Origin of the sequence: Pseudoduganella plicata (assembly GCF_004421005.1) — a bacterium.
GTDB classification, from domain to species: Bacteria; Pseudomonadota; Gammaproteobacteria; order Burkholderiales; family Burkholderiaceae_D; genus Rugamonas; species Rugamonas plicata.
In genome coordinates this window covers 3074188-3097410 of sequence record NZ_CP038026.1, presented here as the reverse complement: position 1 = coordinate 3097410, position 23223 = coordinate 3074188, and the positions used below count along the sequence as shown (strand labels likewise).

Below are 23223 nucleotides of genomic sequence, written 5' to 3'. Positions count from 1 at the left end.
AGCAAGAATGCACGTACGGTGTGGGCTTTGTCTGTTTAACCAGCGCCAGCCGACCCGGCGCGAACGCCAGGCTTGGGGAGCATTTCGGCCTCGATGACATAACGGTGGGCATCACCAAACCCGGTGCCGTTCGTTTCGGAATCGAATGACTTGCCTTCCGGAATTACGGTCACGCTTTTGACATTCATCTTGTTATAAATGGGAAACGTAACTTCGTTTTCACTCGCGTAGATTGGCTCCGATATCCCCCGGTGTTGTCCTTCCGGGAGCGAAAATTTCCACAGGATTTTTGCGTTCTTTGCGTAGTTGCAGTCCTTGTCCCCGCTGGTCGACATGATGGTCGGTGAAGTCTCGGTAACGTTGACATCGATCTTGGTAACTTCGTCTCCTTTGGCACCTTTGATGATGTTCTGGAGCCACGGATAACTTTCGCCGATGCTCAGTCCGTCTCCCCGGAAGGTTTGTGGCTGAGTCGATACTTTATAACCATCCCATTCGTTGTCAATGTTGGTGAGTGTTTTGACGACTTCAGCAAGTTTTGCTTCGTCAATACTCTCCACCTGTTCCGTATTCATCCGTAGAGTGTTGCTGGCCTTCGCCTTCCAGGCCTCGACAAATCCCGCCTTGTCGTCGATGTTGTTGGAATAATGAGAGATCCCCTTGTCTTTCAGGGTCAAGGCAAATGACGTCAGCGTTTTATATTCCCCGCCCTGGTGTTTGTGGATGGCCGGGGTGGTACTGATTGCCCAAGACTTCTTCACCGTACCCGGAGCGGATGGCCCCCCTGGCTGCGCGGATTTCGCCTGACGGACAAGATTGGCCTGCAAAGACGACATCTGCGATCTGCCTGAAGGAGGTTTTGGAGGAGGAGGCGGTGGTGGCGGAATCGGGCCGGGCGACGCCGACACCGCTTCTCTGCCTTGCAGTGCTGCAGTTGCATCGATCCCTTGGCTCGTTGGAGAAGAGCTCGCTCGTATCATCGTATGTTCCGATCTGTGATTGGATAATGTTCGGCATGGTCTCTTTTGCGGAAGCATGCCACGCCACTAGCTATGAGTGCGGCAGCCGGCCAGCCGGTTCCAATGCGCTGGCGTCACCAGTGCCAATCAACACAACCAGGTACAGCGGATACGACACCATTACTGCTTGCGCATCAGCAGCCTGTCGGCTGGACCTCACCGTTTCAGGATCTTCGCCACCGGCGCGCAGCGCAGCCGGAACGCATCCGGCATGCCCGACCCCAGCAGCGGGCGCAGGTACATCCTGAACGCGTCCGTGACATCGGTGCCGCCGGCGGCGATGAATTCGTCTTCCATCGTGCGCGTCTTGCCGGCGACGTCCGCCAGCGGCAGCAGCGCGTAGTCGGCCGAATAGAAGCCCGTGCGGCGGATGGCAACGGAGCCGTCGCGATCGCCCCACAGCGCGTACTGCACGGCCTTTTCTCCCACCTCGCGCGCCTCGCGCTGGTCCACGTCCGACACGCAGCCGATGAACGAGCGCTGCAGGTAACCGAACGTGTCGCCGCGCACCCGCTTGATGCCCAGTTTGTCCCGGATCGCGTCGCACAGCAGGTCGGCCAGCGCGCCCGTGCCGGACAACTGCACGTTGCCGTGCGCGTCTTTCTCCACTTCCTTTGCCAGCAACGTCGCAATGGGCGCGCCGCTGGCGTCGTGAATGCCTTCGGAGACGGCGATGACGCAGCGGCCGTGGCGTTCGTACATCGCCTTCACGTCGGCCAGGAAGCGATCCAGGTCGAACACCCGTTCTGGCACGTAGATCAGGTGCGGTCCGTCGTCGGGGAACTTCTTGCCCAGCGCCGCGGCCGCCGTGAGGAACCCCGCGTGGCGGCCCATGACGACACCGACATACACGCCGGGCAGCGCCGCGTTGTCGAGGTTCGCCCCCGCGAATGCCTGGGCGACGAAGCGGGCCGCGGACGGGAAGCCGGGCGTGTGGTCGCTGCCGACCAGGTCATTGTCGATCGTCTTCGGGATGTGGATGGCGCGCAGCGGATAGCCGGCCGCGCGGGCCTGCTCGCTGACGATGCGCACCGTGTCGGACGAGTCGTTGCCGCCGATGTAGAAAAAATGTCCGATCTCGTGCGCGCGCAGCACGCTGAAGATCTCGGCGCAGTATTTTTCGTCCGGCTTGTCGCGGGTGGAGCCCAGCGCGGACGACGGCGTCGACGCCACCAGCTCGAGGTTATGGCTGGTCTCCTGCGTGAGGTCGACGAACTCCTCGTCGACGATGCCGCGCACGCCGTGCAGCGCGCCGTAGACGCGGGTGACTTCGCGGAAGCGCCGCGCCTCCAGCGTGACACCGACCAGCGACTGGTTGATGACGGCGGTTGGACCGCCTCCCTGTGCCACCAGAATCCTGCCTGAGCCCATGCAAGTCTCCTCGAAAAGTGCCGCGTCAGCCGCAGTGCGAGGTTACTCCTGTTTTGCCGCCGCGTGAACGCCTGCGTTGCCCGCCCGCCCCGCGCCGATGTTCCGGTCGAGGAAGCGTTCGACGCGCGTCCAGAAGTCGATGCGGTTGCGCGGCAGCGACCAGCCGTGCCCTTCGTCCTCGTACTCGATCCATTCGACGGCCTTGTTGACGGCGCGGACGGCATCGCGGAACTTGGTCCCGTGGATCATCGGCACGCGCTCGTCGGCGGTGCCGTAGGCCAGCAGCAGCGGCTGGCGGATACGTGCGGCCTGCTGCAGCGGCGACGTCGCCTTCAGCTGGTCGGCATCCTTGACGGGATCGCCGATCAGCTCGGGCATGCCATAGCGCTTGAATTCTTCCGGCACATCGGATGCGTAGAGCCAGTGGCCGGTGTACATGAGGTTGATATCGGTAACACCCACCCAATTGATGCCGCACCGGTACAGGTCCGGGTCGCGCACGAGCCCCATCAGCGTGGCATAGCCGCCGTAGCTGGCGCCGGCGATGCAGATGCGCTGCGGGTCGGCAACCCCCTGCGCGATTGCCCAGCGCGTGCCGTCGGCGATATCGTCCTGCATGGCCAGGCCCCACTGCTTCAGGCCTGCCGTGAAATGGCGCCGGCCAAAGCCGGTACTGCCGCGGAATTCGGGCTCCAGCACCGCATAGCCGCGCGAGGCGAGGAACTGCGTTTCCGGGTCCCATTCCCAACGCGTGCCCCGTACGTACGGGCCGCCGTGCACCAGCACCACCAGCGGCAGGTTGGCGGGCGGCTCGCCTGCACGGGTGACAGGCACACCGGGCGGCAGCGTCAGCATGGCGGGAATCTCCAGGCCGTCGCGGGCCTTGTACTTGACGAAGTATTGGTGCCCCATCGCGCTGGCATCGAGCTTTTCGTGCGCGAAACCGGCCACGGAAAGTTTTCGGGTGGCGGTGTTATAGATGAAGTACACCCTGGGCTGCATGTCGGAAAACGCCGTCACCAGCAGGTTGGGCGTCGCGGGGCGACGCGGCACGCCGATCAGGTTGACGGTGCCGGGCAGCTGCGCATCGATATCGGCCTGGATCGCCTTCATCTCCGGGTCGAACCATGCGGTGCCTTCGGCGTCGCCCAGGTAGCGGATGCCCAGCAACCGCGTGGCGTCGACGACGAAGCTTCCCGTGAAGTCGAAGCCGTCCACGCGCAGGATCGGCTGGGCGCTGAGGGCGCCCGTCGCCAGGTCTACCGTATGGACCGCCGCGTGGTCGCTGTTCTGGTTCGCCTTGGCATACAGCGTGCCGTCCGGGCCGAAGCGCAGCGGCGTGAAGGCGCGCGCGTCGGGGACGTATGCCTTGAAGGAGGCCAGCACGCGCCATTTTCCCGTGTCGCGGTCGCGCAGCCAGATCGACAGCATGTCCTTGTCGAGGGACTTCGCCAGGCGCGGTTCACCGTCGTTGTCCAGCATCCAGTCGATCGCGTCGACCGGCAGCGCGACGGTGGCGGTGCGGCCGGTGACCACGTTCAGGCGCAGCAGGTCGACGGACTGGGGACGTCCCGCTCTGAAACTGACGTTGCGCACATAGACTTCGTCCGACTCCTGCTTGCCTGCCTGGTCCATCATATAGGTGTGCCACGGCAGCAGCACCTTGTCGTAGCCGTTGCGCACAAAGCGCCCGCGCCGATCGGCCAGCTGGCGGAACTGCGAGCCGTCACGCCGGGCCGTGTATAGGCCCGGCGCGAAGCGCGCGGCACCCGAGGCGATCTGCCGGTCGGTCGAATCGAACAGCAGGCGGTCCTCGTTGACCCATTGGACGTGGCCGATGTCCGCGTCGTCGAACGCCGCGACCATGCGTGCCGAACGGTCGTTCAGGTCAATCACGCCCAACGAGTCGCGGCCCGTCTTGCCGACGATTTTCGCAGCCAGGTAACGCCCGCTGGGCGACAGCAGGCCGCCCGTGAACGATGGGTTGGCGAAAAAGGCATCGACCGGCGCAGGTGGTGTCGCACGGGCAGGCACGGAGACGATGGCGCACAGCAGGCCGGCGCGCAGGAGGGAAGCGAGACGCATGATTGTCGCGAAAGTGAAAAGGCGACGAACTTATCACATGGACACCACGGCATTTCTCTCGGATTGTCACAGTGCGCGCATTTGCCACGGCGCCCGGTTCCGGTACACTCGGCCGCATCGTCCAATTTCCCCAGTGAGGAACGTCATGAAAACCAGTCCAACACTCCTTCTTGCCGTCATCGCTTTCGCCCTGGCCGGGTGTAACAGCAAGGTCGATCCGCAACTGCAGGCCGACCAGATGACGCTCAGCGACGCCACCTGCGCGGAGGCGGAAGTGGCGAAGATCGCCGACGAAGCGGTGCGCACGGCCTTTGCCACCCGCTGCGCGCGGCGCACGACGGTCGCGCCGGGCGGTTGAGCGGCTGAGCGGCTGAGCGGCTACTCCGGCCGCCGCACGTAGTCGACCAGCGCCACGCTGCGCGCGTCCGGCGGTGGCGTCAGCAGGCTGACGACGATCAGTGCCAGCAGCCCGGCCGGCACGCCGAATACGGCGGCGGAGATCGGCGCGATATGGAACCACTGGTCGGCCGCGCTGCCGCCCAGGACGGGATTGGTGTGCAGCATGTAGAACTGGCAGACCAGGAAGCCCGTCGCCATGCCGGCCAATGCGCCATAGCCATTGGCGCGGCGCCAGAACACGCCCACGACGAGGGCCGGGAACAGTGTCGATGCGGCCAGCGAAAAGGCGGCGCCCACCAGCGACAGGATGTCGCCGGGCTTTGTCGATGCCGAATACGCCGCCACGAAGGCCACGCCCAGCAGGATCAGTTTCGAGATCGTCACGCGCTTTTGCGTCGATGCTTTCGGATCGACGATCTTGTAGTACACGTCGTGCGACAGCGCGTTGGAGATCGCCAGCAGCAGGCCGTCCGCCGTGGACAGTGCCGCCGCCAGGCCGCCGGCCGCGACCAGGCCCGAGATCACGTACGGCAGGCCGGCGATCTCCGGCGTGGCCAGCACGAGCACGTCGCCGTCGATGGCGATTTCGGCCAGCTGCACGATGCCGTCGCCATTGACGTCGGCAATGCTGATGAGGGGATTGGCCCGGTCCACGTTGGCCCAGTACGAGACCCACGTGGGCAGGTGGGCGAAGTCGCTGCCGACCAGGGCCGTGTAGACGTCGTATTTCACCAGCACGGCCAGCGCAGGAATCGTCAGGTAGATCAGCAGGATGAAGAACAGCGTCCAGAACACGGAGACGCGGGCCTGGTCCACCGACGGCGTGGTGTAGGAGCGCATCAGGATATGCGGCAGCGCGGCCGTGCCCAGCATCATGCACAATGCCAGCGCAAGAAAGTTGTTGCGCTTGATGTCGGACTCCTCGGCGGTGGCACCGGGGAAGGGCGCCGCGTGCGGCGTGATGCGGCGCGAGCGGGCGACGTTCTCGTCGCGCAGCGCGGTCCAGATGGCGACGGCGTCGTCGGCGTTTTTCGGATACGCGATCAGCGCCCGTTCGGCGTTGCGGATCTCCAGCAGCGAGGCGTTGCGCAGCCGTACGTTGTCCAGGTAATGCTGCAGCGAGGCCCGTCCCGTCTCCCATGAATACGGCAGGCCGTCCAGGCGCCGCTGGTAGTCGTCAGCACGCGTGCAGAAGATGGCGCGCACCTGCGCCTCCTTGTCGTCGTTCATCAGCGCCGCTTCGCGTGCGCTCAGCTGGGGCAGCAGCTTGCCGTAGGCGACCTGCGGAATCGGGTTGTCGCTGTGCTTGGCCGACAGCCACATCGCCGGAATCAGGAATGCGGCCAGGATGATGATGTACTGCGCCACCTGCGTCCACGTGATCGCGCGCATGCCGCCCAGGAACGAGCAGACCAGGATGCTGGCCAGGCCGAGGAAAATGCCGACGGAGAAATCGACGCCCGTGAAGCGCGAAGCGATCAGGCCGACGGCATAGATCTGCGCCACCACATACGTAAACGAGACCACGATGGTGGCCGTGACGGCGAACAGGCGCACGGCCCGGCCGCCCTGCGCGCCGCCATAGCGCGCGGCCAGGAAGTCGGGGATCGTGTACTGGCCGAACTTGCGCAGGTAGGGTGCGATCAGCAGCGCCACGAGGCAGTAGCCGCCCGTCCAGCCCATCACGTAGGCCAGGCCGTCGAAGCCGTGCAGGTACAGGCTGCCGGCCAGGCTGATGAAGCTCGCCGCCGAGATCCAGTCGGCCGCCGTCGCCATGCCGTTGTACAGCGCCGGCACCCGCCGGCCCGCCACGTAGTATTCGGAAACGTTCGACGTGCGGCTCACCAGCCCGATCGACGCGTACAGCACGATGGTGGCGAACATGAACATGTAGCCGATCCACACGCGCGGCATGCCTTCCTTTTCCAGCACGGCAAGCGAGACGAGGAAGGCGGCGAAGCCCAGCGTGAAGAAGGCGTAATAGCGCGTCAGGCGCTGGAAGAAGGTTCGTTGCGCCGGCTTCGTCACGCGCGCTCCCGCAACTGGCGATCGAGCCGGCGCATGCGCCATGCGTATATGCCGATCAGGGCAAGGTAGAGCAGCGATGCGCCCTGGGCGGCGAGATAGAACGACAGCGGCCAGCCCAAGATGGTCAATCCTGTCAGCTCGCGCGCAAAGAAGACGGCGCCAAAGCCCGTCAGCAGCCAGGCCAGCAGCAGGATGGCTGTCAGGCGCCGTGTTTTATCCCAATGGGTGCGGTCATCCAAAGTGCGGGGTCTCCTCGTCGGCGGGCGGCACGTGCGGTGGGAAGGTCAGGCGAAACAGGCTGCCGGGATATTTCGGCTGCGTGGCGCGCGGGTTGCTGAAGATGTCGATTTCGGCGCCGTGCTGCTGCGCGATCTCGCGCACAATGGCCAGACCCAGGCCGCTGCCTTCGGCATTGCTGCCCAGGATGCGATAGAAACGTTCGAACACGTGCACCCGTTCGGCGGGCGGGATGCCGGGACCGGTGTCCTCCACTTCCAGGATCGCGGCATCGGCGGCGGCGCGCACGCGCACGGTGACGCTGCCATCCACAGGCGTGTAGCGCAGCGCGTTGTCGATCAGGTTGGACAGCAGTTCGCGCAGCATGACGGCATCGCCCGCGATGTCGACCTGTTGGTCCGGCCCTTCGAAACCCAGGTCGATGCGGTGGCTGAACGACGCCGGCACCCATTCGCGCACGACGTTGCGTGCCACTTCGGCCAGATCGAGCGGCGCCTGCGGCGTGCCGGCCTGCGGCCGGTTTTCCGCCCGCGCCAGCGCCAGCAGCTGGTTCACCAGACGCGTGGCCGCTTCCGAACTTTTCGCCAGCTGCTCCAGCGAGCGGTGGATTTCATTGTGGTCGGTCTGGCGCAGCGCCAGCTCCGACTGCATGCGCATGCCGGCCAGCGGGGTCTTCATCTGATGCGCCGCGTCGGCGATGAAGCGCTTCTGCACGTCGATCGATTGCGACAGCCGTGCCAGCATCTCGTTGAGCGAACGCACCAGCGGCGTGATTTCCTCCGGCACCTGGTTGGGCGCGATGGGGGAGAGGTCGTCGGACCGGCGCGCGCGGATGCGCTCCTGCAGTTCGGCCAGCGGCAGCAATCCCCGTGACAGGGCGAACCAGACCAGGGCCAGCACGACGGGCAGGATGATGAACTGCGGCAGGATCACCCCCTTGATGATCTCGTTGGCCAGCTTGGCGCGCTTTTCCAGCGTTTCGGCCACCTGCACCAGCGCCAGGCGCGCCGGGCGTGCGTTGTCTTCTTCCAGGTTAACGTAGGCATACGCCACGCGGATGGGCGTGCCGTGCAGGTTATCGCTGCGAAAGCGCACGGTACCGGCGGGTGTGGTGTCGTCGTCCGGCTCCGGTTCCGGACGCGGCAGGTCGCGGTCGCCGTCGATATAACTGCCCTGCGGCCCCATGATCTGGAAATAGATGCTGTCGACGTCATCGGCCCGCAGGATGTCGCGCGCGGAACCGGGCAGGCGCTGCACCAGCTTGCCGTTCACTTCGCGCACCTGCTGCGCCAGCACGGTCACGGAATCCTCCAGCGCATGGTCGAACGGCTGGTTGGCAATCGATTTGGCGACGAGGTACGTAATGGCGATGCTCATCGGCCACAGCAGCAGCAGCGGCGCCAGCATCCAGTCGAGGATTTCGCCGAACAGCGAATGCTGGATGTCGCCTTCCTCTTCCGGCGCCGTGCTCCAGCCCTGGTCCGCCTCGGCGCTCACTTCGCCTCGGCAGGGGCAGGGCTGGCGTATTTTTCCAGGCAGTAGCCGAGCCCGCGCACGGTGGCGATGCGAATGCCGCCCGCCTCGATCTTCTTGCGCAAACGGTGCACGTAGACTTCGATGGCGTTGTTGCTCACTTCCTCGCCCCACTCGCACAGGTGATCGACCAGCTGCTCCTTCGAGACGAGGCGCCCGGTGCGGGCCAGCAGGACTTCCAGCAGGCCCAGTTCGCGCGCGGACAGGTCCAGCATCTGCTCGTTGATATAGGCGCTGCGGCCCACCTGGTCGTACGTCAGCGGCCCGTGTTTTACCACGGTGGAGCCGCCGCCCTGGCCGCGCCGCGTCAGCGCCCGCACCCGCGCTTCCAGCTCGGACAGCGCGAACGGCTTGGCCATGTAGTCGTCGGCGCCCAGGTCCAGGCCGTTCACGCGCTGCTCGACGGAATCGGCCGCCGTCAGGATCAGTACCGGCAACAGCGAGGCGCGGGCGCGCAGGCGGCGCAGCACCTCCAGCCCGGACAGTTTCGGCAGGCCCAGGTCGAGGATGAGCAGGTCGAATTCCTGCGTGGACAGGGCAGTGTCCGCCTCCTGCCCGTTTTTTACGCAGTCGATGGCGTAACCGGACTGGCGCAGGGAGCGCGTCAATCCGTCCGCCAGGACACTGTCATCTTCGGCTAGTAGAATACGCATGGTGATCCGCACAAGGGTAGCTTTCATTTTACTCAATGCGCCGGGCTTTTGCGGCAGATCTGCGGACAGCGCACTCGTGCGCACGGCAGCGCAAACGGCGCTTGCAAAAACCACTGGATGCATATACAGTATCGGTTGAACGAAGCGATTAAACGATTTAGAGATCAAGCGAAGGAAGATCATGGACGACAAGAAAGCGGCAGTACCTGCAGGGGAAAAGGCCAAAGCGCTTGCCGCAGCGCTGGCACAGATTGAAAAGCAGTTCGGCAAGGGCTCCGTGATGCGCATGGATGCCAGTGCTCCGCTGGAAGAAGTGCAGACCGTGTCCACCGGCTCGCTGGGTCTGGACATCGCCCTGGGCGTCGGCGGCTTGCCGCGCGGCCGCGTGGTCGAGATCTACGGTCCTGAATCGTCGGGTAAAACGACGCTGACCTTGCAGACCATCGCCGAGATGCAGAAAATCGGCGGCACCTGCGCGTTCATCGACGCGGAACACGCGCTGGACGTCACCTATGCCCAGAAGCTGGGCGTCAACCTGCACGAGCTGCTGATTTCGCAGCCGGACACGGGCGAACAGGCACTGGAGATCTGCGACGCTCTGGTGCGTTCGGGCTCCGTGGACATGATCGTCATCGACTCCGTGGCGGCCCTGACGCCCCGCGCCGAGATCGAAGGCGACATGGGCGACTCGCTGCCAGGCCTGCAGGCCCGCCTGATGTCCCAGGCGCTGCGCAAGCTGACCGGCACGATCAACCGCACCAACACGCTGGTCATCTTCATCAACCAGATCCGTATGAAGATCGGCGTGATGTTCGGTAGCCCTGAAACGACGACGGGCGGTAACGCGCTGAAGTTCTACGCTTCCGTGCGCCTGGACATCCGCCGTACCGGCTCCATCAAGTCCGGCGACGAAGTGATCGGTAACGAAACGAAGGTCAAGGTCGTCAAGAACAAGATCGCCCCGCCGTTCAAGGAAGCGCACTTCGACATCCTGTATGGAGAAGGCACGTCCCGCGAAGGCGAGATCATCGACCTGGGCGTGGAAGCGAAGATCGTCGAGAAGTCAGGCTCGTGGTACAGCTACGGCGGCGAGCGCATCGGCCAGGGCAAGGACAATGCCCGTACGTTCCTGAAAGAGCGTCCGGCACTGGCCCGCGAGATCGAAAACAAGGTCCGCGCCTCGCTGGGCGTGCGTGAACTGCCGCCATCGACCGGCGACGGCGATGCGCCGGCACCGAAGCTGAAGGCCGTCGACTAAACGCACCGCAGGCTGCCGCGCAGTTTGCCGTTACGGCCTGACCCGAACGCCACCGACCGCTCCGCGGCGGTGGCGTTTGTTTTATGTGGACAGGCCGCGCGGTGGACCGACCTTTTTCGGCGCTGCTGGGACAGTCGAGCGGTGGACCGAGCTTTTCCGGTGGCCAGGATCCCGAAAAAAGGTGCCTGGCCTCCACGTTCAGCGAGCAGTCCGAAGCGCGCCAGCATCCCGACGTTTTTGTCCGATGTCGAAAGAACGCCAGCGTGGCAGGGGTTTGTCCCCGCAGGGGGACTGACCCCGGTTTTTTACACACGCAAACAAGGTCGCTCCACAAGAAGCTGCCCTATCCGCCATCGCCACCAAAACGGCAGCCACCACCGCCCGCACTTCCAACAACCTCCACGGATTGCTATAGTCCACCTTCCGACCCGATCCGACCGACGATGCGAGCCCCGCCCCCCAGCCTGAAAGCCCGAGCCCTGCGCCTGCTGTCCACACGCGAGCACAGCCGCCTGGAGCTGTCGCGCAAGCTATCCCGTCACGCGGAAGAGGGCGAGGACGTCGAAGCGCTGCTGGACTGGCTGGAAAAGAACAAATGGTTGTCGCAGGAGCGCTTCTCCGAGTCGCTGGTGCACCGCCGCTCGGCCCGCTACGGCAACAGCCGCATCCTGGCCGAGCTGCAAAGCCACGGCATCCAGGGTGAAGCGTTGCAGGAACTGAAGGCGGGGCTGGTGGAAGACGAAGTGGCGCGCTGTTGCGAAGTCTGGCGCCGCAAGTTCGGTGAAGTGGCCGAAGACGCGGAAGGGCGCGCCAAGCAGATGCGCTTTCTGCTCCAGCGTGGCTTTTCGCAAAAGGCCGTGCGTGCCGCCATGAAGGGGTATGACCCGGAAGATGACGGGTATTGACGGAGTCCGCCTCAGTTGCCAGGAAGGGCCTGGACAGGATCGCGCCTATTGATGCTGTTGTCGGGTAGCAGCAGCGGGGAACGCAGGGCATTGTTCTGCCGGTGAGTTCAAGGTACAGCTGCTGGCGCTGGACGGCATTCCTGTTGTGGCTGGCGGCAATAAAGCCGCGCAATTACGCGCAACCTGCTTGCTTGGCCCCGCTGCCATCGACGGCGCCGACGTTTTGTATGCTGCGACAGCGGGCGTGAGCGCTGCTCGAATCCAGGATTGCAACGGAAGCGCAATCCAAAAACGTCAGCCTGCCTGATTGAATCGGTTCAGATAGGTTTGAACGGCCAATCGGGACCACCACGCTGGCTGCGATCGCTGATCGCGGCTACTTCAAAGGCGCGAAAGTCCCGGCATGCAGCCAAGCTGGCATCACCGCAGTAGTGCCAGCGCCGAAGACGTCCAATGCCAAGGCCGACGGGCGATTCGACAAAGCCGATTTTTTCTACGATCGGGAAGTGAACGAGTACCGCTCCCGGCTGGTCAATCCCTGATCTGGCGATTTACCGGCGTTAAAAACGCTTGACGCTTCATCGCCACTGGCGCTCGAACTGTAAAGGTTGCCCGCTCAAGGATAAGTACACGGCGAGCCAGGAGCGCCGAGTGACGCGCTGGGAACACCAGGACGTGCTTGACGACACGCAGGAGCGTCTTGAACAAAATCCGGACGCCATGCGAATCCGGCGTTGCTCGGTCGAGCATCCCTTCGGGTCGATCAAGTCCTGGATGGGCCTGGCCCAAAGGCGGACGTTCAAGCCAGTTTCTCAGACGCAGCAAAAGTTCAATTCTGACCTGGCAACCTCGCAATAACCGATCAGGTCCGATTCTGATTAACATTCTCGGTCAGCGACGAACATATCTCGTTCCTGCAACTTGCGAGAATCTCATCGGCCAGGGACGAATCGTCCGGACAAGCGCGCGACATGACGATGGCGCCTACCATTTGTGCCAGGATGACAAGAGAACGCGCCCGCGCCTGCTCTGCATTCATACCACTCATCGAGGTATCCGCAGCACGCAGTGCCGCTGACAGTCGCTCGATTCCTTCCGCGAATGTTGCCCGAACGACAGTTGGCTGACGTGCCGCGTCTCCGCCCAACGCAGCCATCGTGCACCCGGCTGCTCGCGCATCGCGGTGCTCGCGCGATAGATACAGCCTCACAACTTCAGCAATATCGGCATCAGCGAGGAGCGCTGCTGTCTGTGAAGTGCCGCAGGCCGCCGATTCGGCCATCAAATCGACCTTCGAGCCAAAATGTTTGTAGAAGCCACCGTGGGTAAAGCCCGCAGCGGCCATCAGATCAGCTACGCCCACCCCATCGAACCCGTGCTCCCTGAACAACGAGGAAGCCGTTTCGACAATGTGCGTCCGATTGGCTTGTGCCTGTGCCTTGGTGACTTTCATTTTTCTCTCGCCGTGAGTGGTGACCGCATGAATCGCCACTATACATTGATGTCGTCCATAATCAAAACCTTGACATCAATGATGATGATCGTCATCATTATCGCCAATCATCCACAAACAGGAACTCATATGACCAGTCCTTCGCTGTTCGCACCTTACGTCTTGGGCAAGCTGACGCTTGCCAATCGCATCGTCATGGCACCGTTGACCCGCAACCGAGCCGGTGCCGGCTTGGTCCCGAGTGTATTTGCCCCGACCTATTACGCCCAGCGTGCTTCGGCAGGTCTGATCATCACTGAAGCCACCCAAGTGTCGGTGCAGGCGCAGGGCTACCAGGATACGCCGGGCCTTTATACGCCAGAGCAGATTGCCGAATGGCGCAAGGTCACCGACGCGGTACACGCCAAAGGCGGCCGTATCTTCGTTCAGCTGTGGCACGTGGGCCGCATCTCGCACGTTGACCTCCAACCGGACGGCGCTGCGCCGGTGGCGCCTTCTGCCATTCGCGCTGAAACCAAGACCTTCGTCAACAATGAATTTGCCGACGTGTCGACGCCACGCGCGCTCGACCTTGGTGAACTGCCTGGTATCGTGAACGACTTCCGCCAGGCGGCGGCCAACGCCATTGCAGCGGGCTTCGATGGTGTTGAAATCCACGGCGCCAATGGTTATCTGCTGGAACAGTTCATCAAGGACGGGGCCAACCAGCGCGTTGACGCTTACGGTGGCTCGATCGAGAACCGTGCGCGCCTGCTGCTGGAAGTTACCGCCGCGGTGGCTAAGGAAATCGGCCCGGAACGTACCGGCGTGCGTATCTCGCCTGTCTCGCCAGCAAACGCGATCTCGGGCAGCGCGCCGCAGCAGCAGTACGAATACATTGTCGAGCAGCTTAGCGCGCTGGGCATTGTTTACCTGCACGTGGTCGAGGGCGCGACTGGTGGCCCACGCGATGTAGCCCCCTTCAACTATGACGCGCTGCGCAGCCGTTTCAAGCAGACCTACCTGGCCAACAATGGCTATGACCTGGATCTTGCTACCGCCCATTTAACTGAAGGCAAGGCAGACCTGGTTGCCTTCGGTCGCGCATTCATCAGCAATCCCGACCTGGTTGAGCGCCTGCAGGACGGCGCTCCACTGGCACCCCTTGATCCCGCTACCTTGTACGGCGGCGGTGCAGCGGGCTACATCGACTACCCTGCCATTTCCGGCTGAGACTCTTATCATGACACTACTTCCAACCGTCCTTATCACCGGCGCTTCCAGCGGTATTGGCGCTACGTATGCAGAGCGTTTCGCGCGCCGCGGCCACAACCTGGTGCTGGTCGCCCGTGATCGGGCGCGCCTCGAGACCCTGGCGGCGCGCTTGCGTGCCGACAATGGCGTGACCGTCGATGTGCTGCCAGCCGACCTGACACATCCCGCCGACCTGATTGCCATCGAAACCCGTTTGCGCGACGATGACCGCATCGGTATCCTGGTCAACAACGCCGGGCTGTCCCAGTCGGGCGGCTTCGCGCAGCAGAATGCGAGCGCAATAGACGGCCTGGTCACGCTCAATATCACGGCGCTAACACGCCTGGCGGCGGCGGTCACGCCGCGGTTCGTACAATCCGGCACCGGCGCGATCGTCAATATCGGGTCCGTGGTTGGCTTCCTGCCTGAATTCGGCATGGCGATATACGGCGCCACCAAGGCTTTTGTACTCTTTCTGTCACAGAGCCTGCACTTGGAGCTCTCTCCCCATGGCGTCTACGTGCAGGCTGTACTGCCAGCGGCGACGCGCACCGAGATCTGGGCACGCGCCGGGATAGACGTCAGCACGATGCCCGACATGATGGAGGTCGGTGAACTGGTCGATGCCGCACTGGCCGGCTTCGACCGCCGTGAAACGGTCACGATCCCGGCACTGCATGTGGCCGAACGCTGGGATGCCCTTGAGGGCGCGCGTCAAGGACTGCTGTCAGATCTGAAACAGGTGCACGCGGCCGAACGCTATCTGCGCCAGGGTTGAATAACCATATGACTGACACCCATCTCACTACGCCCACTCGTTTCGCACAGGTCGACGGAACGCAAGTCGCCTATCGCCGCTGGGGCGACAGCAATTCCTCGCAGCCGCCTATTTTGCTCTTGCAGCATTTTCGCGGCGGCATGGATCACTGGGACCCGCTCCTGACGGATGGCTTGGCCGAGGGGCGCGAAGTCATTCTTTACAATGGCCGCGGCGTTGCTTCATCCAGCGGCACACCGCGCACCCGCATCGAGCACATGGCTGATGACGCTGCGGCCTTTGTGCGTGTGCTGGGCCTGGCGCAAATCGACCTGCTCGGTTTTTCGCTGGGTGGTTTCCAAGCGCTGGACCTGACCTGGCGCCATCCCGAACTGGTGCGCAAGCTGATGCTGCTGGGCACAGGCCCGCGCGGTGGCGATCCGGAAATGGCGCCGCCGGTGCTGATTGCCGCACCGCGCCCGGTACCTGCTTTCGAGGATTTCCTGTACCTGTTCTTCGGCCGGTCGGCGCAAGCCGAGCAGGCAGCGCGGGCATTCTGGCAGCGTCGCCACCAGCGCATCGACCAGGACCCGGCTTCGTCGCAGGAGGTCACCAAGGCTCAGATCGAGGCAAATATGTTCTACCTGTCGAGGCTGTCGGAAGACGACCCGTTTGCCTACCTGCGCGGTATCCGGCAGCCAGTCTTCATCCTCAACGGCGTGCATGATGTAATGATCCCGACGGTAAACTCCTTCTATATGGTCCGGAACTTGCCCAACGCGCAGTTATTCATTTACCCGGACGCTGGCCACGCCGCGCAGTTCCAGTACCCGGCGCGGTTCATGCAGCATGCTGTGCAATTTCTGAGCGAGTGAGGCCATTGCCATGATTAAATTCAAAGTGCTCTTGTGGGCGTTCGCCCAGTTGCTGAAGCGACAGGTCAAGAACAATCCCGCTTGTGCCCAATACGTTCGTGGCAAACACCTGGTTTTCCAGATCCGTACCGCTTCCGGGTCGGGGCGCACCTATATCATCCATCAAGGCAGCATCTCGTCTGCGGCAGGACTGGCGGAAAACCCGGCGTTCACCCTGAGTTTCAGGGATGCCCCGGCCGGATACAAGATCCTGTCGGCCAAGCACAGCCAGGCGGCTTTCCTGCGCGGACTAAGCACTGCTGAGTTGTCGATCACCGGTGACTTCCAGGAAGTCATGTGGTTCCAGGGCTTGACCGCATTTCTGCAACCTCCGAAGGTGATAGCTCCTTACGACCGCACGGCGTTTCACGCTCCAGCGACATCAATCGCAGAGCGGGAAAAATGAAAGCTTTCATCATTGAACGCTATGGTAAAAAGGAAATCGGCCGGATCGCCGATATGCCGGAGCCAGCACTGCAGGACGATGGTGTCCTGGTCGAGATTCACGCAGCTGCAGTCAATGTTCTCGACCTCAAGATCAGACGCGGCGAATTCAAGCTCATCCTGCCGTACCGCATGCCGGCGATACTGGGCCACGACGTCGCCGGCAAGGTAATCAGGGTCGGCTCGCGCGTTCAGCGCTTCAAGCCGGGCGACGCCGTCTATGCGCGGCCGGAGGATTTGCGGATTGGCACGTTCGCAGAAAAAATCGCCATCAAGGAAAGCTCGTTGGCACATAAACCAGCGAACCTGACGATGGAAGAGGCCGCTTCTGTGCCACTCGTTGCCCTGACAGCCTGGCAGGTTCTCGTCGAAGTTGCCAAGTTGCAAAAGGGGCAAAGAGTCTTCATCCAGGCCGGTTCCGGGGGCGTGGGCGCGATTGCGATCCAGTTGGCAAAACATCTCGGCGCATTTGTTGCCACGACTACTAGCACCGGCAACGTCGCCTGGGTCAAGGCCCTCGGCGCCGATCTGGTCATCGATTACAAAAAGCAGGACTTCGAGTCAGTGCTGCAGGATTACGACCTGGTGCTCAACAGCCAAGGCAATAACGAGCTGGAAAAGTCGTTACGGATACTCAGGCGAGGTGGCCACCTGGTATCGATTTCCGGCCCACCGACGCCAGCGTTCGCTGTGAAGCGGGGGTTGGCTTGGCCATTGAAGCAGGTGCTACGCCTGTTAAGTTTTGGCATCAGGCACAAGGCCAGGCAGTCCGGCATCACTTACACGTTTTTATTTATGCGCGCTGACGGCGACCAGCTGCAAAAGATGACATCGTTGCTCGAATCAGGTGCGTTAAAGCCGGTCGTTGATTGTGTATTTCCTTTTGCGGAAACCGCGGAGGCCTTAGCGTATGTGGCTGCCGGCCGGACCAAGGGAAAGATCGTCATCAAAGTCCGATAATGCGACCCGTTGTTATGAAAATCCTAGCGATGGACAATGCCAGGCTCGGACGCTGATTTCCTCAGCCTGGTGTGGGAGTACAAGCTGGTGAGCAACGCCGCCGTCGCCAGGATGTACCGGGCCCGCATCAGCTGGACGGACAGCAACTGGTCGGTCCCGGAGGTGAAGTATTTCGTTTAGCGGCAGGGATGCAAGTCGTCGCTGAAATTCAGCAGGGTCAACGCACTGTCCTGGAATATTTGACTTCACCCGTGAAGAATCTTTGGCCAGTGATAAATACTCATCTCCCAACCCGGCATTGATCGCCGAAAGGTGGGCCGCCGCGTCAACGATTCCGCAGCCCTGACGGGAATCCGGTTTGTCCTCCAGCCGGGGCTACCTTGGGAGTACCTGCCGCGTGAGCCCGGGGTGCTAATGCACGCGCATCCGACTGCCAGTCGAGTTATCACTGACAAAGTTGCAAAAGCGTCACGCCCGATCACCCCTGTGAATCGCGCCACAGCCGAGGTTGTACGATCACATCGCTCGCGCAGGCCTGTCCGGTGTGCTACACTTTTGTAGTTTTATGCAGCACCGCGGGTGCGGTGGTTGTCCGTAGAAGCTGCGGCAACGTACTTTTCTGTACATGGCTGCTTACTAATTTGGCCGCGCAAGCGGCATCGGTCTTTATGTCCCTGTCAAATCCTGTCTCACGTCGTGCGCTGCGCCATACGCGCGCCATAGACATCCAGGCGTTCGCGCGCGAGGATGGCTTGTGGGACCTTGACGCCCATATTACCGACATCAAAGAGAACGACACCCTGCTGGCTTCCGGCCTGCGTCCTGGCGGACAACCGCTGCACGACCTGTCGCTGCGCATTACCGTGGACAGGCAACTGACCATCGTCGACGCCGAAGCGGTCTCGGACGCCGTCCCGTACGCGGGCTATTGCGACATCATCGGTCCCGCCTACAAGGCGCTGATCGGCCTGAACCTGATGCGCGGCTTCCGGCACGAGCTGAAAGCGCGACTGGCGGGCATCGCCGGCTGCACCCACCTGACGGAGCTGGCGCAGATCCTGCCGACCGCCGCCGTCCAGGCGTTCGCCAACGATGTGTGGCCCACGTACGACGCGGCCACCGCCGCCCAGCCCAAAGAGAAACCTTTTCAACTCGACAAATGCCACGCGCTGCGCACCGACGGCGGGGCCGTTGCCGAGTTTTACCCCCGCTGGGTGGCGAAGGCCGCCAATACAGCTCAGGTGCGCACGACTGAAACAGCCGTACCATCGACTCCGCAAGACCATTAGTATCACTAACCATTCAAATCTGTATCAGAAGGGAAGCCAGCATGAAAATCCATGAGTATCAAGGCAAAGAGATCCTCCGAAAATTCGGAGTGACGGTTCCGCGCGGCATTCCGTGCATGACCGTGGAAGAGGCGGTGAAAGCTGCCGAAACGCTGGGCGGCCCGGTCTGGGTGGTGAAGGCGCAGATCCACGCCGGTGGCCGTGGTAAAGGCGGTGGTGTCAAGGTTGCCAAGTCGCTGGAGCAGGTCAAGGAATACTCGGAACAGATCATGGGCATGCAGCTGATCACGCACCAGACCGGTCCTGAAGGCCAGAAGGTCCGTCGCCTGATGATCGAAGAAGGCGCCGACATCAAGAAGGAACTGTACGTTTCGTTGGTGACGGACCGCGTTTCGCAGCGCGTCGTGCTGATGGCTTCCTCCGAAGGCGGCATGGACATTGAAGAAGTGGCCGAGTCCCACCCTGAGAAGATCCACAACGTGATCATCGATCCGGCCGTGGGCCTGACCGACGCGGATGCCGACGACGTCGCCCGCAAGATCGGTGTGCCGGAAGCGTCGATCGCCGATGCGCGCGCCAACCTGCAAGGCCTGTACAAGGCGTACTGGGACACCGACGCATCGCTGGCTGAAATCAACCCGCTGATCCTGACCGGCGACGGTAAAGTCATCGCCCTGGACGCGAAGTTCAACTTCGACGCCAACGCGCTGTTCCGTCACCCTGAAATCGTCGCCTACCGCGACCTGGACGAAGAAGATCCAGCCGAAGTCGAAGCCTCGAAGTTCGACCTGGCCTACATCTCCCTGGACGGCAATATCGGCTGCCTGGTCAACGGCGCCGGCCTGGCCATGGCCACGATGGACACCATCAAGCTGTTCGGCGGCGAGCCTGCCAACTTCCTGGACGTCGGCGGTGGCGCCACGGCCGAGAAAGTGACCGAAGCGTTCAAGATCATGCTGAAGAACCCAGGCCTGAAAGCCATCCTGGTGAACATCTTCGGCGGCATCATGCGTTGCGACGTGATCGCCGAAGGCGTCATCACGGCATCGAAAGCCGTCTCCCTGCAGGTCCCGCTGGTCGTGCGCATGAAGGGCACGAACGAAGACCTGGGCAAGAAGATGCTGGCCGAATCCGGCCTACCGATCATCGCCGCCGATACGATGGAAGACGCAGCCAAGAGCGTTGTCGCCGCTGCTGCCGGTCAAGCTTAATTAAGGAATCAACATGTCTATTCTGATCAACAAAGACACCAAAGTCATCACCCAGGGCATCACCGGCAAGACCGGCCAGTTCCACACCCGCATGTGCCGCGACTATGCAAACGGCAAAGAAGCCTTCGTGGCAGGCGTGAACCCGAAGAAAGCCGGCGAAGACTTCGAAGGCATTCCAATCTTCGGTTCCGTGAAAGAAGCCGCATCGGAAACGGGTGCGACCGTGTCCGTGATCTACGTGCCGCCAGCAGGCGCTGCCGCCGCGATCTGGGAAGCCGTCGAAGCCGAGCTGGAACTGGCGATCTGCATCACCGAAGGCATTCCAGTGCGTGACATGATGGAAATCAAGGATCGCATGGCCAAAGCCGGTTCCAAGACCCTGCTGCTGGGCCCGAACTGCCCAGGCCTGATCACGCCGGACGAGATCAAGATCGGCATCATGCCAGGTCACATCCACAAGAAGGGCCGTATCGGCGTCGTGTCCCGTTCGGGCACGCTGACGTACGAAGCCGTCGGTCAGCTGACCGCGCTGGGCCTGGGCCAATCGTCGGCAGTCGGCATCGGCGGCGACCCGATCAACGGTCTGAAGCACATCGACGTAATGCGCATGTTCAACGACGATCCTGATACCGACGCGGTCATCATGATCGGCGAAATCGGCGGTCCGGACGAAGCCAACGCCGCCCGTTGGATCAAGGACAACATGAAGAAGCCGGTCGTTGGCTTCATCGCCGGTGTCACCGCTCCTCCGGGCAAGCGCATGGGCCACGCCGGCGCGCTGATCTCCGGTGGCGCCGACACGGCACAAGCCAAGCTGGAAATCATGGAAGCCTGCGGCATCACCGTGACGAAGAACCCGTCGGAAATGGCACGCCTGCTGAAGGCAATGCTGTAATCCACGGTTTCATCGGATAATACGGGGGCGCAAGCCCCCGTTTTTCATTTGGAGGACAGTGTTGGCGAAGATCCTGATATCGCGCGACGGCGTCCTGGAGCAGACGCTACAGCTCAGCAAGGAACGCATGGCGATCGGACGGGGCCGCCATAACGACATCGTCCTGGAACACCCCACCGTCAGCGGCGAGCACGCCGTCATCACGACGATCCTGGACGACTCGTTCCTCGAAGACCTGTACAGCACGAACGGCACGTTCGTGAACGGCCACCGCGTCGGCAAGCATTACCTGCAACATAATGACGTCATCAAGCTGGCCAAATACCGCATCGAATTCGTCGCCGACGGCATCCGTCCGCTCACCGGCGCGGCGCTGTCGCCCGCCGTCCCGCATCCTGCCACCCCCGCTCTGCCAGCGGCCGTCATCGAAGTGCTCAACGGCAGCAATGCCGGCAAGCGGCTGGCGCTGACGAAAGCGCAGACCAGCCTGGGGCGCAGCGGCATCCAGGTCGTCATCATCAGCCGCGGCAGCTTGGGCTACGCGGCCACCCACACCGAAGGCGAACGCGAGGCACTATTGAACGGCGCGCCACTCGGTCGCGCCCCACAGCCGCTGGCCGATGGCGACGTGCTGGACCTGTCCGGCACGCGGATGGCGTTCCGGTTGGCCTGACAAAATCCGTCATGTGACGATTTGCGAACGCTGATGTGACAATTAGTGGGCATCGGCCTGACAAAAAACGTCAGCCCGACGGCGAAAATGGGTGGAATATTGCGCTGTTCACCACGGAAGGAGACAAAACTGGCTGGCACACGGATTGCTGTATGTAACGCAGTAGCCCGAGTGTTTCACCCCGATTCGTCTTTAACCGAAGGAGCAGCAAATGAAATCCATGAAAACGCTGAAGCAGCAAGCCCAGGCCGGCTTCACGCTGATCGAACTGATGATTGTCGTCGCTATTATCGGCATCCTGGCCGCCGTCGCGATTCCGCAGTACAGCAACTACACCATCAAGGCCAAGGTCGCCAATGCGCTGTCCGCCGCCGATGCGCTGAAGACGGCCGTGGCTGTTTGCGCGCAGGAAGCCGGTAACGTTCTGACGAACTGCACCACGGGCACGGCAGGTTCGAATATCCCGGCATTCACGGCAACCAAGGAAGTCGCTTCCGCCACGGTTACCGGCGGCACGATCGTCCTGACCTTGGCCAGCGGGATCGGCACCGGTGTGGACGGCTCCACCATCACGTTTGTCCCGACGCCTGGCGAAACCGCGTTGACGTGGAATACCACGACGAACGCAACCAACACCACCGCGATCGCCGCCATCACGAAGAACAACCTGACCACCGGCAGCTAAGCTGTCCTGGCGGAAGGAGAACCGGGCTGCGGCCCGGTTTTTTATTGCGGCGCCGCTTGGGCGCCCGCCGCCAACGCCTCCAGAATGGCATACCCTGCCGTCACCCGCGCCGGAATCGGATAGTTCTTGTTCGCCAGCATGACGATGCCGATCTTCTGCACCGGCACGAACGCCACGTAAGCACCGAAGCCGCCCGTCGAGCCCGTCTTGTTGAACAACGTCGGCGTGGTCGACATGGCGGGCGTCGTCACAGCGCGAGCACGATGGCGATCCCAGATTATGCTCTCGGAATTCCCCTCCAGCAGCGTCTGCAACTTGACGGGGTATGCATACTGCTCCCACCCGAGGCCCTGCGTCATGCCGCCGACCCGGAAGTAGCCGATGTGCGTGGCTTCCACCGCGCGCCGCATGGCCGGATCGAGCTGCTGCGGCATCATATTGGCCTGTACGAAGCGCAGCAGATCCGCGGCGGTCGTCCGGACGCCGTACGTGACCGCGCTGAACGGTTCGCCTGTGAAATGCACGGGCTTGCCGTCCCGGTAGCCCCAGGCATAGTTCGGCCGCACGCTGTCGGGCAGATTGACATAGCTGGACGTCATGCCGAACGCAGGGAACAGCAGGCGCTCGACGGCATCGGCATAATCATTCCCAAGCGCACGCGCCGTCAGATGGCCGAACAGGCCCAGGCTGGGATTGGAATACTCCCGAACAGCGCCCGGCCGTGCCGCCGGCTTCCAGTCGCGGTAGTAGCGCAGCGGCTCCGGATCGGTCAGCTCGTCGGGGAACTGCAGCGGCAAGCCGCCCGGCGTGTAGGTGCCCAGGTGCAGCAGGGTGGCCTTGTCGATGGCGCTGCCTTGGAGGGCCGGCCAGTAGCGACTCGGGTGATCCGTCAGCGCCAGTTTGCCCTGGGCCTGCGCGTATGCGGCCAGTGTGGCGGCAAACGTCTTGCTGACGGAGCCGACTTCAAACACCGTGCGCTCGTCCACGGCCTTGTTCCCGGCGCGCGAGGCCAGCCCGTAGTTGAAGACGGCGGACTGGCCGTCGACGGTGACGGCGACCGCCATGCCCGGCACATCATGCTCGGCCATCAAGGGCTGGATGGTGTTATCGACAATGGCGCGCAGGGCCGCCGCGTCGGGCGCGGCCGAGGCGGCCAGCGGAAGGAAGAGCAGGGCGGCAGGGCAGAGGCTGCCGATGGTTGGCCGCGTGGTCAAAGGCGTT

At 62.7% G+C, this 23223-nt stretch carries 23 protein-coding genes and 1 pseudogene; 15 read left to right on the top strand and 9 right to left on the bottom strand.

From position 1 onward, the window contains the following. Positions 1 to 35: 35 nt before the first annotated feature. The 3 genes from E1742_RS13530 to E1742_RS13520 form a co-directional block, all read right to left on the bottom strand. A complete protein-coding gene (locus E1742_RS13530) occupies positions 36 to 980 on the bottom strand; it encodes an ADP-ribosyltransferase family protein (protein WP_134385445.1) in 945 nt (314 codons plus the stop codon). A gap of 195 nt (positions 981 to 1175) precedes the next feature. Next, a complete protein-coding gene (locus tag E1742_RS13525) occupies positions 1176 to 2390 on the bottom strand; it encodes a 6-phosphofructokinase (RefSeq protein ID WP_134385444.1) in 1215 nt (404 codons plus the stop codon). Between the two features lie 42 nt (positions 2391 to 2432). Then, on the bottom strand, positions 2433 to 4475 hold the full coding sequence (locus tag E1742_RS13520) for an alpha/beta hydrolase family protein (protein WP_229465955.1): 2043 nt from the start codon (positions 4473 to 4475) through the stop codon (positions 2433 to 2435). A gap of 145 nt (positions 4476 to 4620) precedes the next feature. On the opposite strand from E1742_RS13520, the gene trbK reads away from it, so the two are divergent. Further along, positions 4621 to 4833 (top strand): entry exclusion lipoprotein TrbK, encoded by a 213-nt coding sequence (gene trbK, locus E1742_RS26180; protein WP_166793482.1) that lies wholly within the window; start codon positions 4621 to 4623, stop codon positions 4831 to 4833. Positions 4834 to 4853: 20 nt separating this feature from the next. Here trbK and E1742_RS13510 read toward each other — a convergent pair whose 3' ends face one another. Genes E1742_RS13510 through E1742_RS13495 form a run of 4 tightly spaced genes read right to left on the bottom strand, consistent with a single transcriptional unit; the run spans position 4854 to position 9325 of the window. After that, positions 4854 to 6902: a sodium:solute symporter family protein gene (locus E1742_RS13510; RefSeq protein ID WP_229465954.1), complete on the bottom strand. Its 2049-nt coding sequence runs from the start codon at positions 6900 to 6902 to the stop codon at positions 4854 to 4856. Continuing rightward, positions 6899 to 7141 carry a DUF4212 domain-containing protein gene (locus tag E1742_RS13505; RefSeq protein ID WP_134385441.1) on the bottom strand — a complete coding sequence of 81 codons (243 nt, stop codon included), beginning with the start codon at positions 7139 to 7141 and terminating at the stop codon, positions 6899 to 6901. Before E1742_RS13505 ends, E1742_RS13510 begins: the two co-directional genes overlap by 4 nt. Further along, on the bottom strand, positions 7134 to 8636 hold the full coding sequence (locus tag E1742_RS13500) for a sensor histidine kinase (protein WP_229465953.1): 1503 nt from the start codon (positions 8634 to 8636) through the stop codon (positions 7134 to 7136). The genes E1742_RS13505 and E1742_RS13500 overlap by 8 nt, the downstream gene beginning before the upstream one ends. Beyond that, complete coding sequence (locus tag E1742_RS13495) at positions 8633 to 9325, bottom strand: response regulator (protein WP_134385440.1); 693 nt, start codon at positions 9323 to 9325, stop codon at positions 8633 to 8635. Before E1742_RS13495 ends, E1742_RS13500 begins: the two co-directional genes overlap by 4 nt. A 181-nt stretch (positions 9326 to 9506) precedes the next feature. Here E1742_RS13495 and recA point away from each other — a divergent pair, with 181 nt between their 5' ends. The 3 genes and pseudogenes from recA to E1742_RS26780 all read left to right on the top strand — a co-directional run. Then, entirely contained in the window at positions 9507 to 10583 is a 1077-nt protein-coding gene (gene recA, locus E1742_RS13490; protein WP_134385439.1) for a recombinase RecA, read from the top strand. A gap of 443 nt (positions 10584 to 11026) precedes the next feature. Continuing rightward, positions 11027 to 11488, top strand: coding sequence for a recombination regulator RecX (gene recX / locus E1742_RS13485; protein WP_134385438.1), 462 nt, complete (start codon positions 11027 to 11029; stop codon positions 11486 to 11488). A gap of 353 nt (positions 11489 to 11841) precedes the next feature. Next, a pseudogene (locus tag E1742_RS26780) lies at positions 11842 to 12268 on the top strand (IS5/IS1182 family transposase); the annotation flags it as partial. Positions 12269 to 12350: 82 nt separating this feature from the next. Here E1742_RS26780 and E1742_RS13475 read toward each other — a convergent pair. After that, entirely contained in the window at positions 12351 to 12941 is a 591-nt protein-coding gene (locus tag E1742_RS13475) for a TetR/AcrR family transcriptional regulator (RefSeq protein ID WP_134385436.1), read from the bottom strand. Between the two features lie 129 nt (positions 12942 to 13070). Here E1742_RS13475 and E1742_RS13470 point away from each other — a divergent pair, with 129 nt between their 5' ends. From E1742_RS13470 to E1742_RS13415, 11 genes are all read left to right on the top strand, one after another. Continuing rightward, positions 13071 to 14153 carry an alkene reductase gene (locus tag E1742_RS13470; RefSeq protein ID WP_134388161.1) on the top strand — a complete coding sequence of 361 codons (1083 nt, stop codon included), beginning with the start codon at positions 13071 to 13073 and terminating at the stop codon, positions 14151 to 14153. A gap of 10 nt (positions 14154 to 14163) precedes the next feature. Then, positions 14164 to 14952 (top strand): SDR family NAD(P)-dependent oxidoreductase, encoded by a 789-nt coding sequence (locus E1742_RS13465; protein ID WP_134385435.1) that lies wholly within the window; start codon positions 14164 to 14166, stop codon positions 14950 to 14952. Positions 14953 to 14960: 8 nt separating this feature from the next. Continuing rightward, positions 14961 to 15806, top strand: coding sequence for an alpha/beta fold hydrolase (locus E1742_RS13460; protein ID WP_134385434.1), 846 nt, complete (start codon positions 14961 to 14963; stop codon positions 15804 to 15806). A gap of 10 nt (positions 15807 to 15816) precedes the next feature. Beyond that, positions 15817 to 16251: a helicase gene (locus E1742_RS13455; RefSeq protein ID WP_134385433.1), complete on the top strand. Its 435-nt coding sequence runs from the start codon at positions 15817 to 15819 to the stop codon at positions 16249 to 16251. Then, on the top strand, positions 16248 to 17249 hold the full coding sequence (locus E1742_RS13450; protein ID WP_134385432.1) for an NADP-dependent oxidoreductase: 1002 nt from the start codon (positions 16248 to 16250) through the stop codon (positions 17247 to 17249). The genes E1742_RS13455 and E1742_RS13450 overlap by 4 nt, the downstream gene beginning before the upstream one ends. 36 nt (positions 17250 to 17285) lie before the next feature. Beyond that, positions 17286 to 17429 carry a hypothetical protein gene (locus E1742_RS26175; RefSeq protein WP_166793481.1) on the top strand — a complete coding sequence of 48 codons (144 nt, stop codon included), beginning with the start codon at positions 17286 to 17288 and terminating at the stop codon, positions 17427 to 17429. A gap of 488 nt (positions 17430 to 17917) precedes the next feature. Beyond that, the gene (locus E1742_RS13435) at positions 17918 to 18538 is read left to right on the top strand and encodes a DUF2889 domain-containing protein (RefSeq protein ID WP_134385429.1); all 621 of its coding nucleotides are present in this window, start codon (positions 17918 to 17920) and stop codon (positions 18536 to 18538) included. A 41-nt stretch (positions 18539 to 18579) separates the two neighbouring features. Then, positions 18580 to 19749: an ADP-forming succinate--CoA ligase subunit beta gene (gene sucC, locus E1742_RS13430; RefSeq protein WP_134385428.1), complete on the top strand. Its 1170-nt coding sequence runs from the start codon at positions 18580 to 18582 to the stop codon at positions 19747 to 19749. Between the two features lie 13 nt (positions 19750 to 19762). Next, on the top strand, positions 19763 to 20644 hold the full coding sequence (gene sucD, locus E1742_RS13425; RefSeq protein ID WP_134385427.1) for a succinate--CoA ligase subunit alpha: 882 nt from the start codon (positions 19763 to 19765) through the stop codon (positions 20642 to 20644). Between the two features lie 61 nt (positions 20645 to 20705). After that, positions 20706 to 21317: an FHA domain-containing protein gene (locus E1742_RS13420; protein WP_134385426.1), complete on the top strand. Its 612-nt coding sequence runs from the start codon at positions 20706 to 20708 to the stop codon at positions 21315 to 21317. A gap of 211 nt (positions 21318 to 21528) precedes the next feature. Next, entirely contained in the window at positions 21529 to 22002 is a 474-nt protein-coding gene (locus E1742_RS13415; RefSeq protein WP_276528538.1) for a pilin, read from the top strand. A gap of 41 nt (positions 22003 to 22043) precedes the next feature. Here the strand turns inward: E1742_RS13415 and ampC are convergent, their stop codons facing one another. After that, positions 22044 to 23216 carry a class C beta-lactamase gene (ampC, locus tag E1742_RS13410; RefSeq protein ID WP_134385425.1) on the bottom strand — a complete coding sequence of 391 codons (1173 nt, stop codon included), beginning with the start codon at positions 23214 to 23216 and terminating at the stop codon, positions 22044 to 22046. Between the last annotated feature and the right edge of the window lie 7 nt (positions 23217 to 23223).

Excerpts from the sequence above, each read along its gene's own strand:
- E1742_RS13530 (WP_134385445.1), bottom strand. The coding sequence starts at position 980 with ATGATACGAGCGAGCTCTTCTCCAACGAGCCAAGGGATCGATGCAACT.
- E1742_RS13525 (WP_134385444.1), bottom strand. The coding sequence starts at position 2,390 with ATGGGCTCAGGCAGGATTCTGGTGGCACAGGGAGGCGGTCCAACCGCC.
- E1742_RS13520 (WP_229465955.1), bottom strand. The coding sequence starts at position 4,475 with ATGCGTCTCGCTTCCCTCCTGCGCGCCGGCCTGCTGTGCGCCATCGTC.
- trbK (WP_166793482.1), top strand. The coding sequence starts at position 4,621 with ATGAAAACCAGTCCAACACTCCTTCTTGCCGTCATCGCTTTCGCCCTG.
- E1742_RS13495 (WP_134385440.1), bottom strand. The coding sequence starts at position 9,325 with ATGCGTATTCTACTAGCCGAAGATGACAGTGTCCTGGCGGACGGATTG.
- recA (WP_134385439.1), top strand. The coding sequence starts at position 9,507 with ATGGACGACAAGAAAGCGGCAGTACCTGCAGGGGAAAAGGCCAAAGCG.
- recX (WP_134385438.1), top strand. The coding sequence starts at position 11,027 with ATGCGAGCCCCGCCCCCCAGCCTGAAAGCCCGAGCCCTGCGCCTGCTG.
- E1742_RS13475 (WP_134385436.1), bottom strand. The coding sequence starts at position 12,941 with ATGAAAGTCACCAAGGCACAGGCACAAGCCAATCGGACGCACATTGTC.
- E1742_RS13470 (WP_134388161.1), top strand. The coding sequence starts at position 13,071 with ATGACCAGTCCTTCGCTGTTCGCACCTTACGTCTTGGGCAAGCTGACG.
- E1742_RS13465 (WP_134385435.1), top strand. The coding sequence starts at position 14,164 with ATGACACTACTTCCAACCGTCCTTATCACCGGCGCTTCCAGCGGTATT.
- E1742_RS13460 (WP_134385434.1), top strand. The coding sequence starts at position 14,961 with ATGACTGACACCCATCTCACTACGCCCACTCGTTTCGCACAGGTCGAC.
- E1742_RS13455 (WP_134385433.1), top strand. The coding sequence starts at position 15,817 with ATGATTAAATTCAAAGTGCTCTTGTGGGCGTTCGCCCAGTTGCTGAAG.
- E1742_RS13450 (WP_134385432.1), top strand. The coding sequence starts at position 16,248 with ATGAAAGCTTTCATCATTGAACGCTATGGTAAAAAGGAAATCGGCCGG.
- E1742_RS26175 (WP_166793481.1), top strand. The coding sequence starts at position 17,286 with ATGCCAGGCTCGGACGCTGATTTCCTCAGCCTGGTGTGGGAGTACAAG.
- E1742_RS13435 (WP_134385429.1), top strand. The coding sequence starts at position 17,918 with ATGTCCCTGTCAAATCCTGTCTCACGTCGTGCGCTGCGCCATACGCGC.
- sucC (WP_134385428.1), top strand. The coding sequence starts at position 18,580 with ATGAAAATCCATGAGTATCAAGGCAAAGAGATCCTCCGAAAATTCGGA.
- sucD (WP_134385427.1), top strand. The coding sequence starts at position 19,763 with ATGTCTATTCTGATCAACAAAGACACCAAAGTCATCACCCAGGGCATC.
- E1742_RS13415 (WP_276528538.1), top strand. The coding sequence starts at position 21,529 with ATGAAATCCATGAAAACGCTGAAGCAGCAAGCCCAGGCCGGCTTCACG.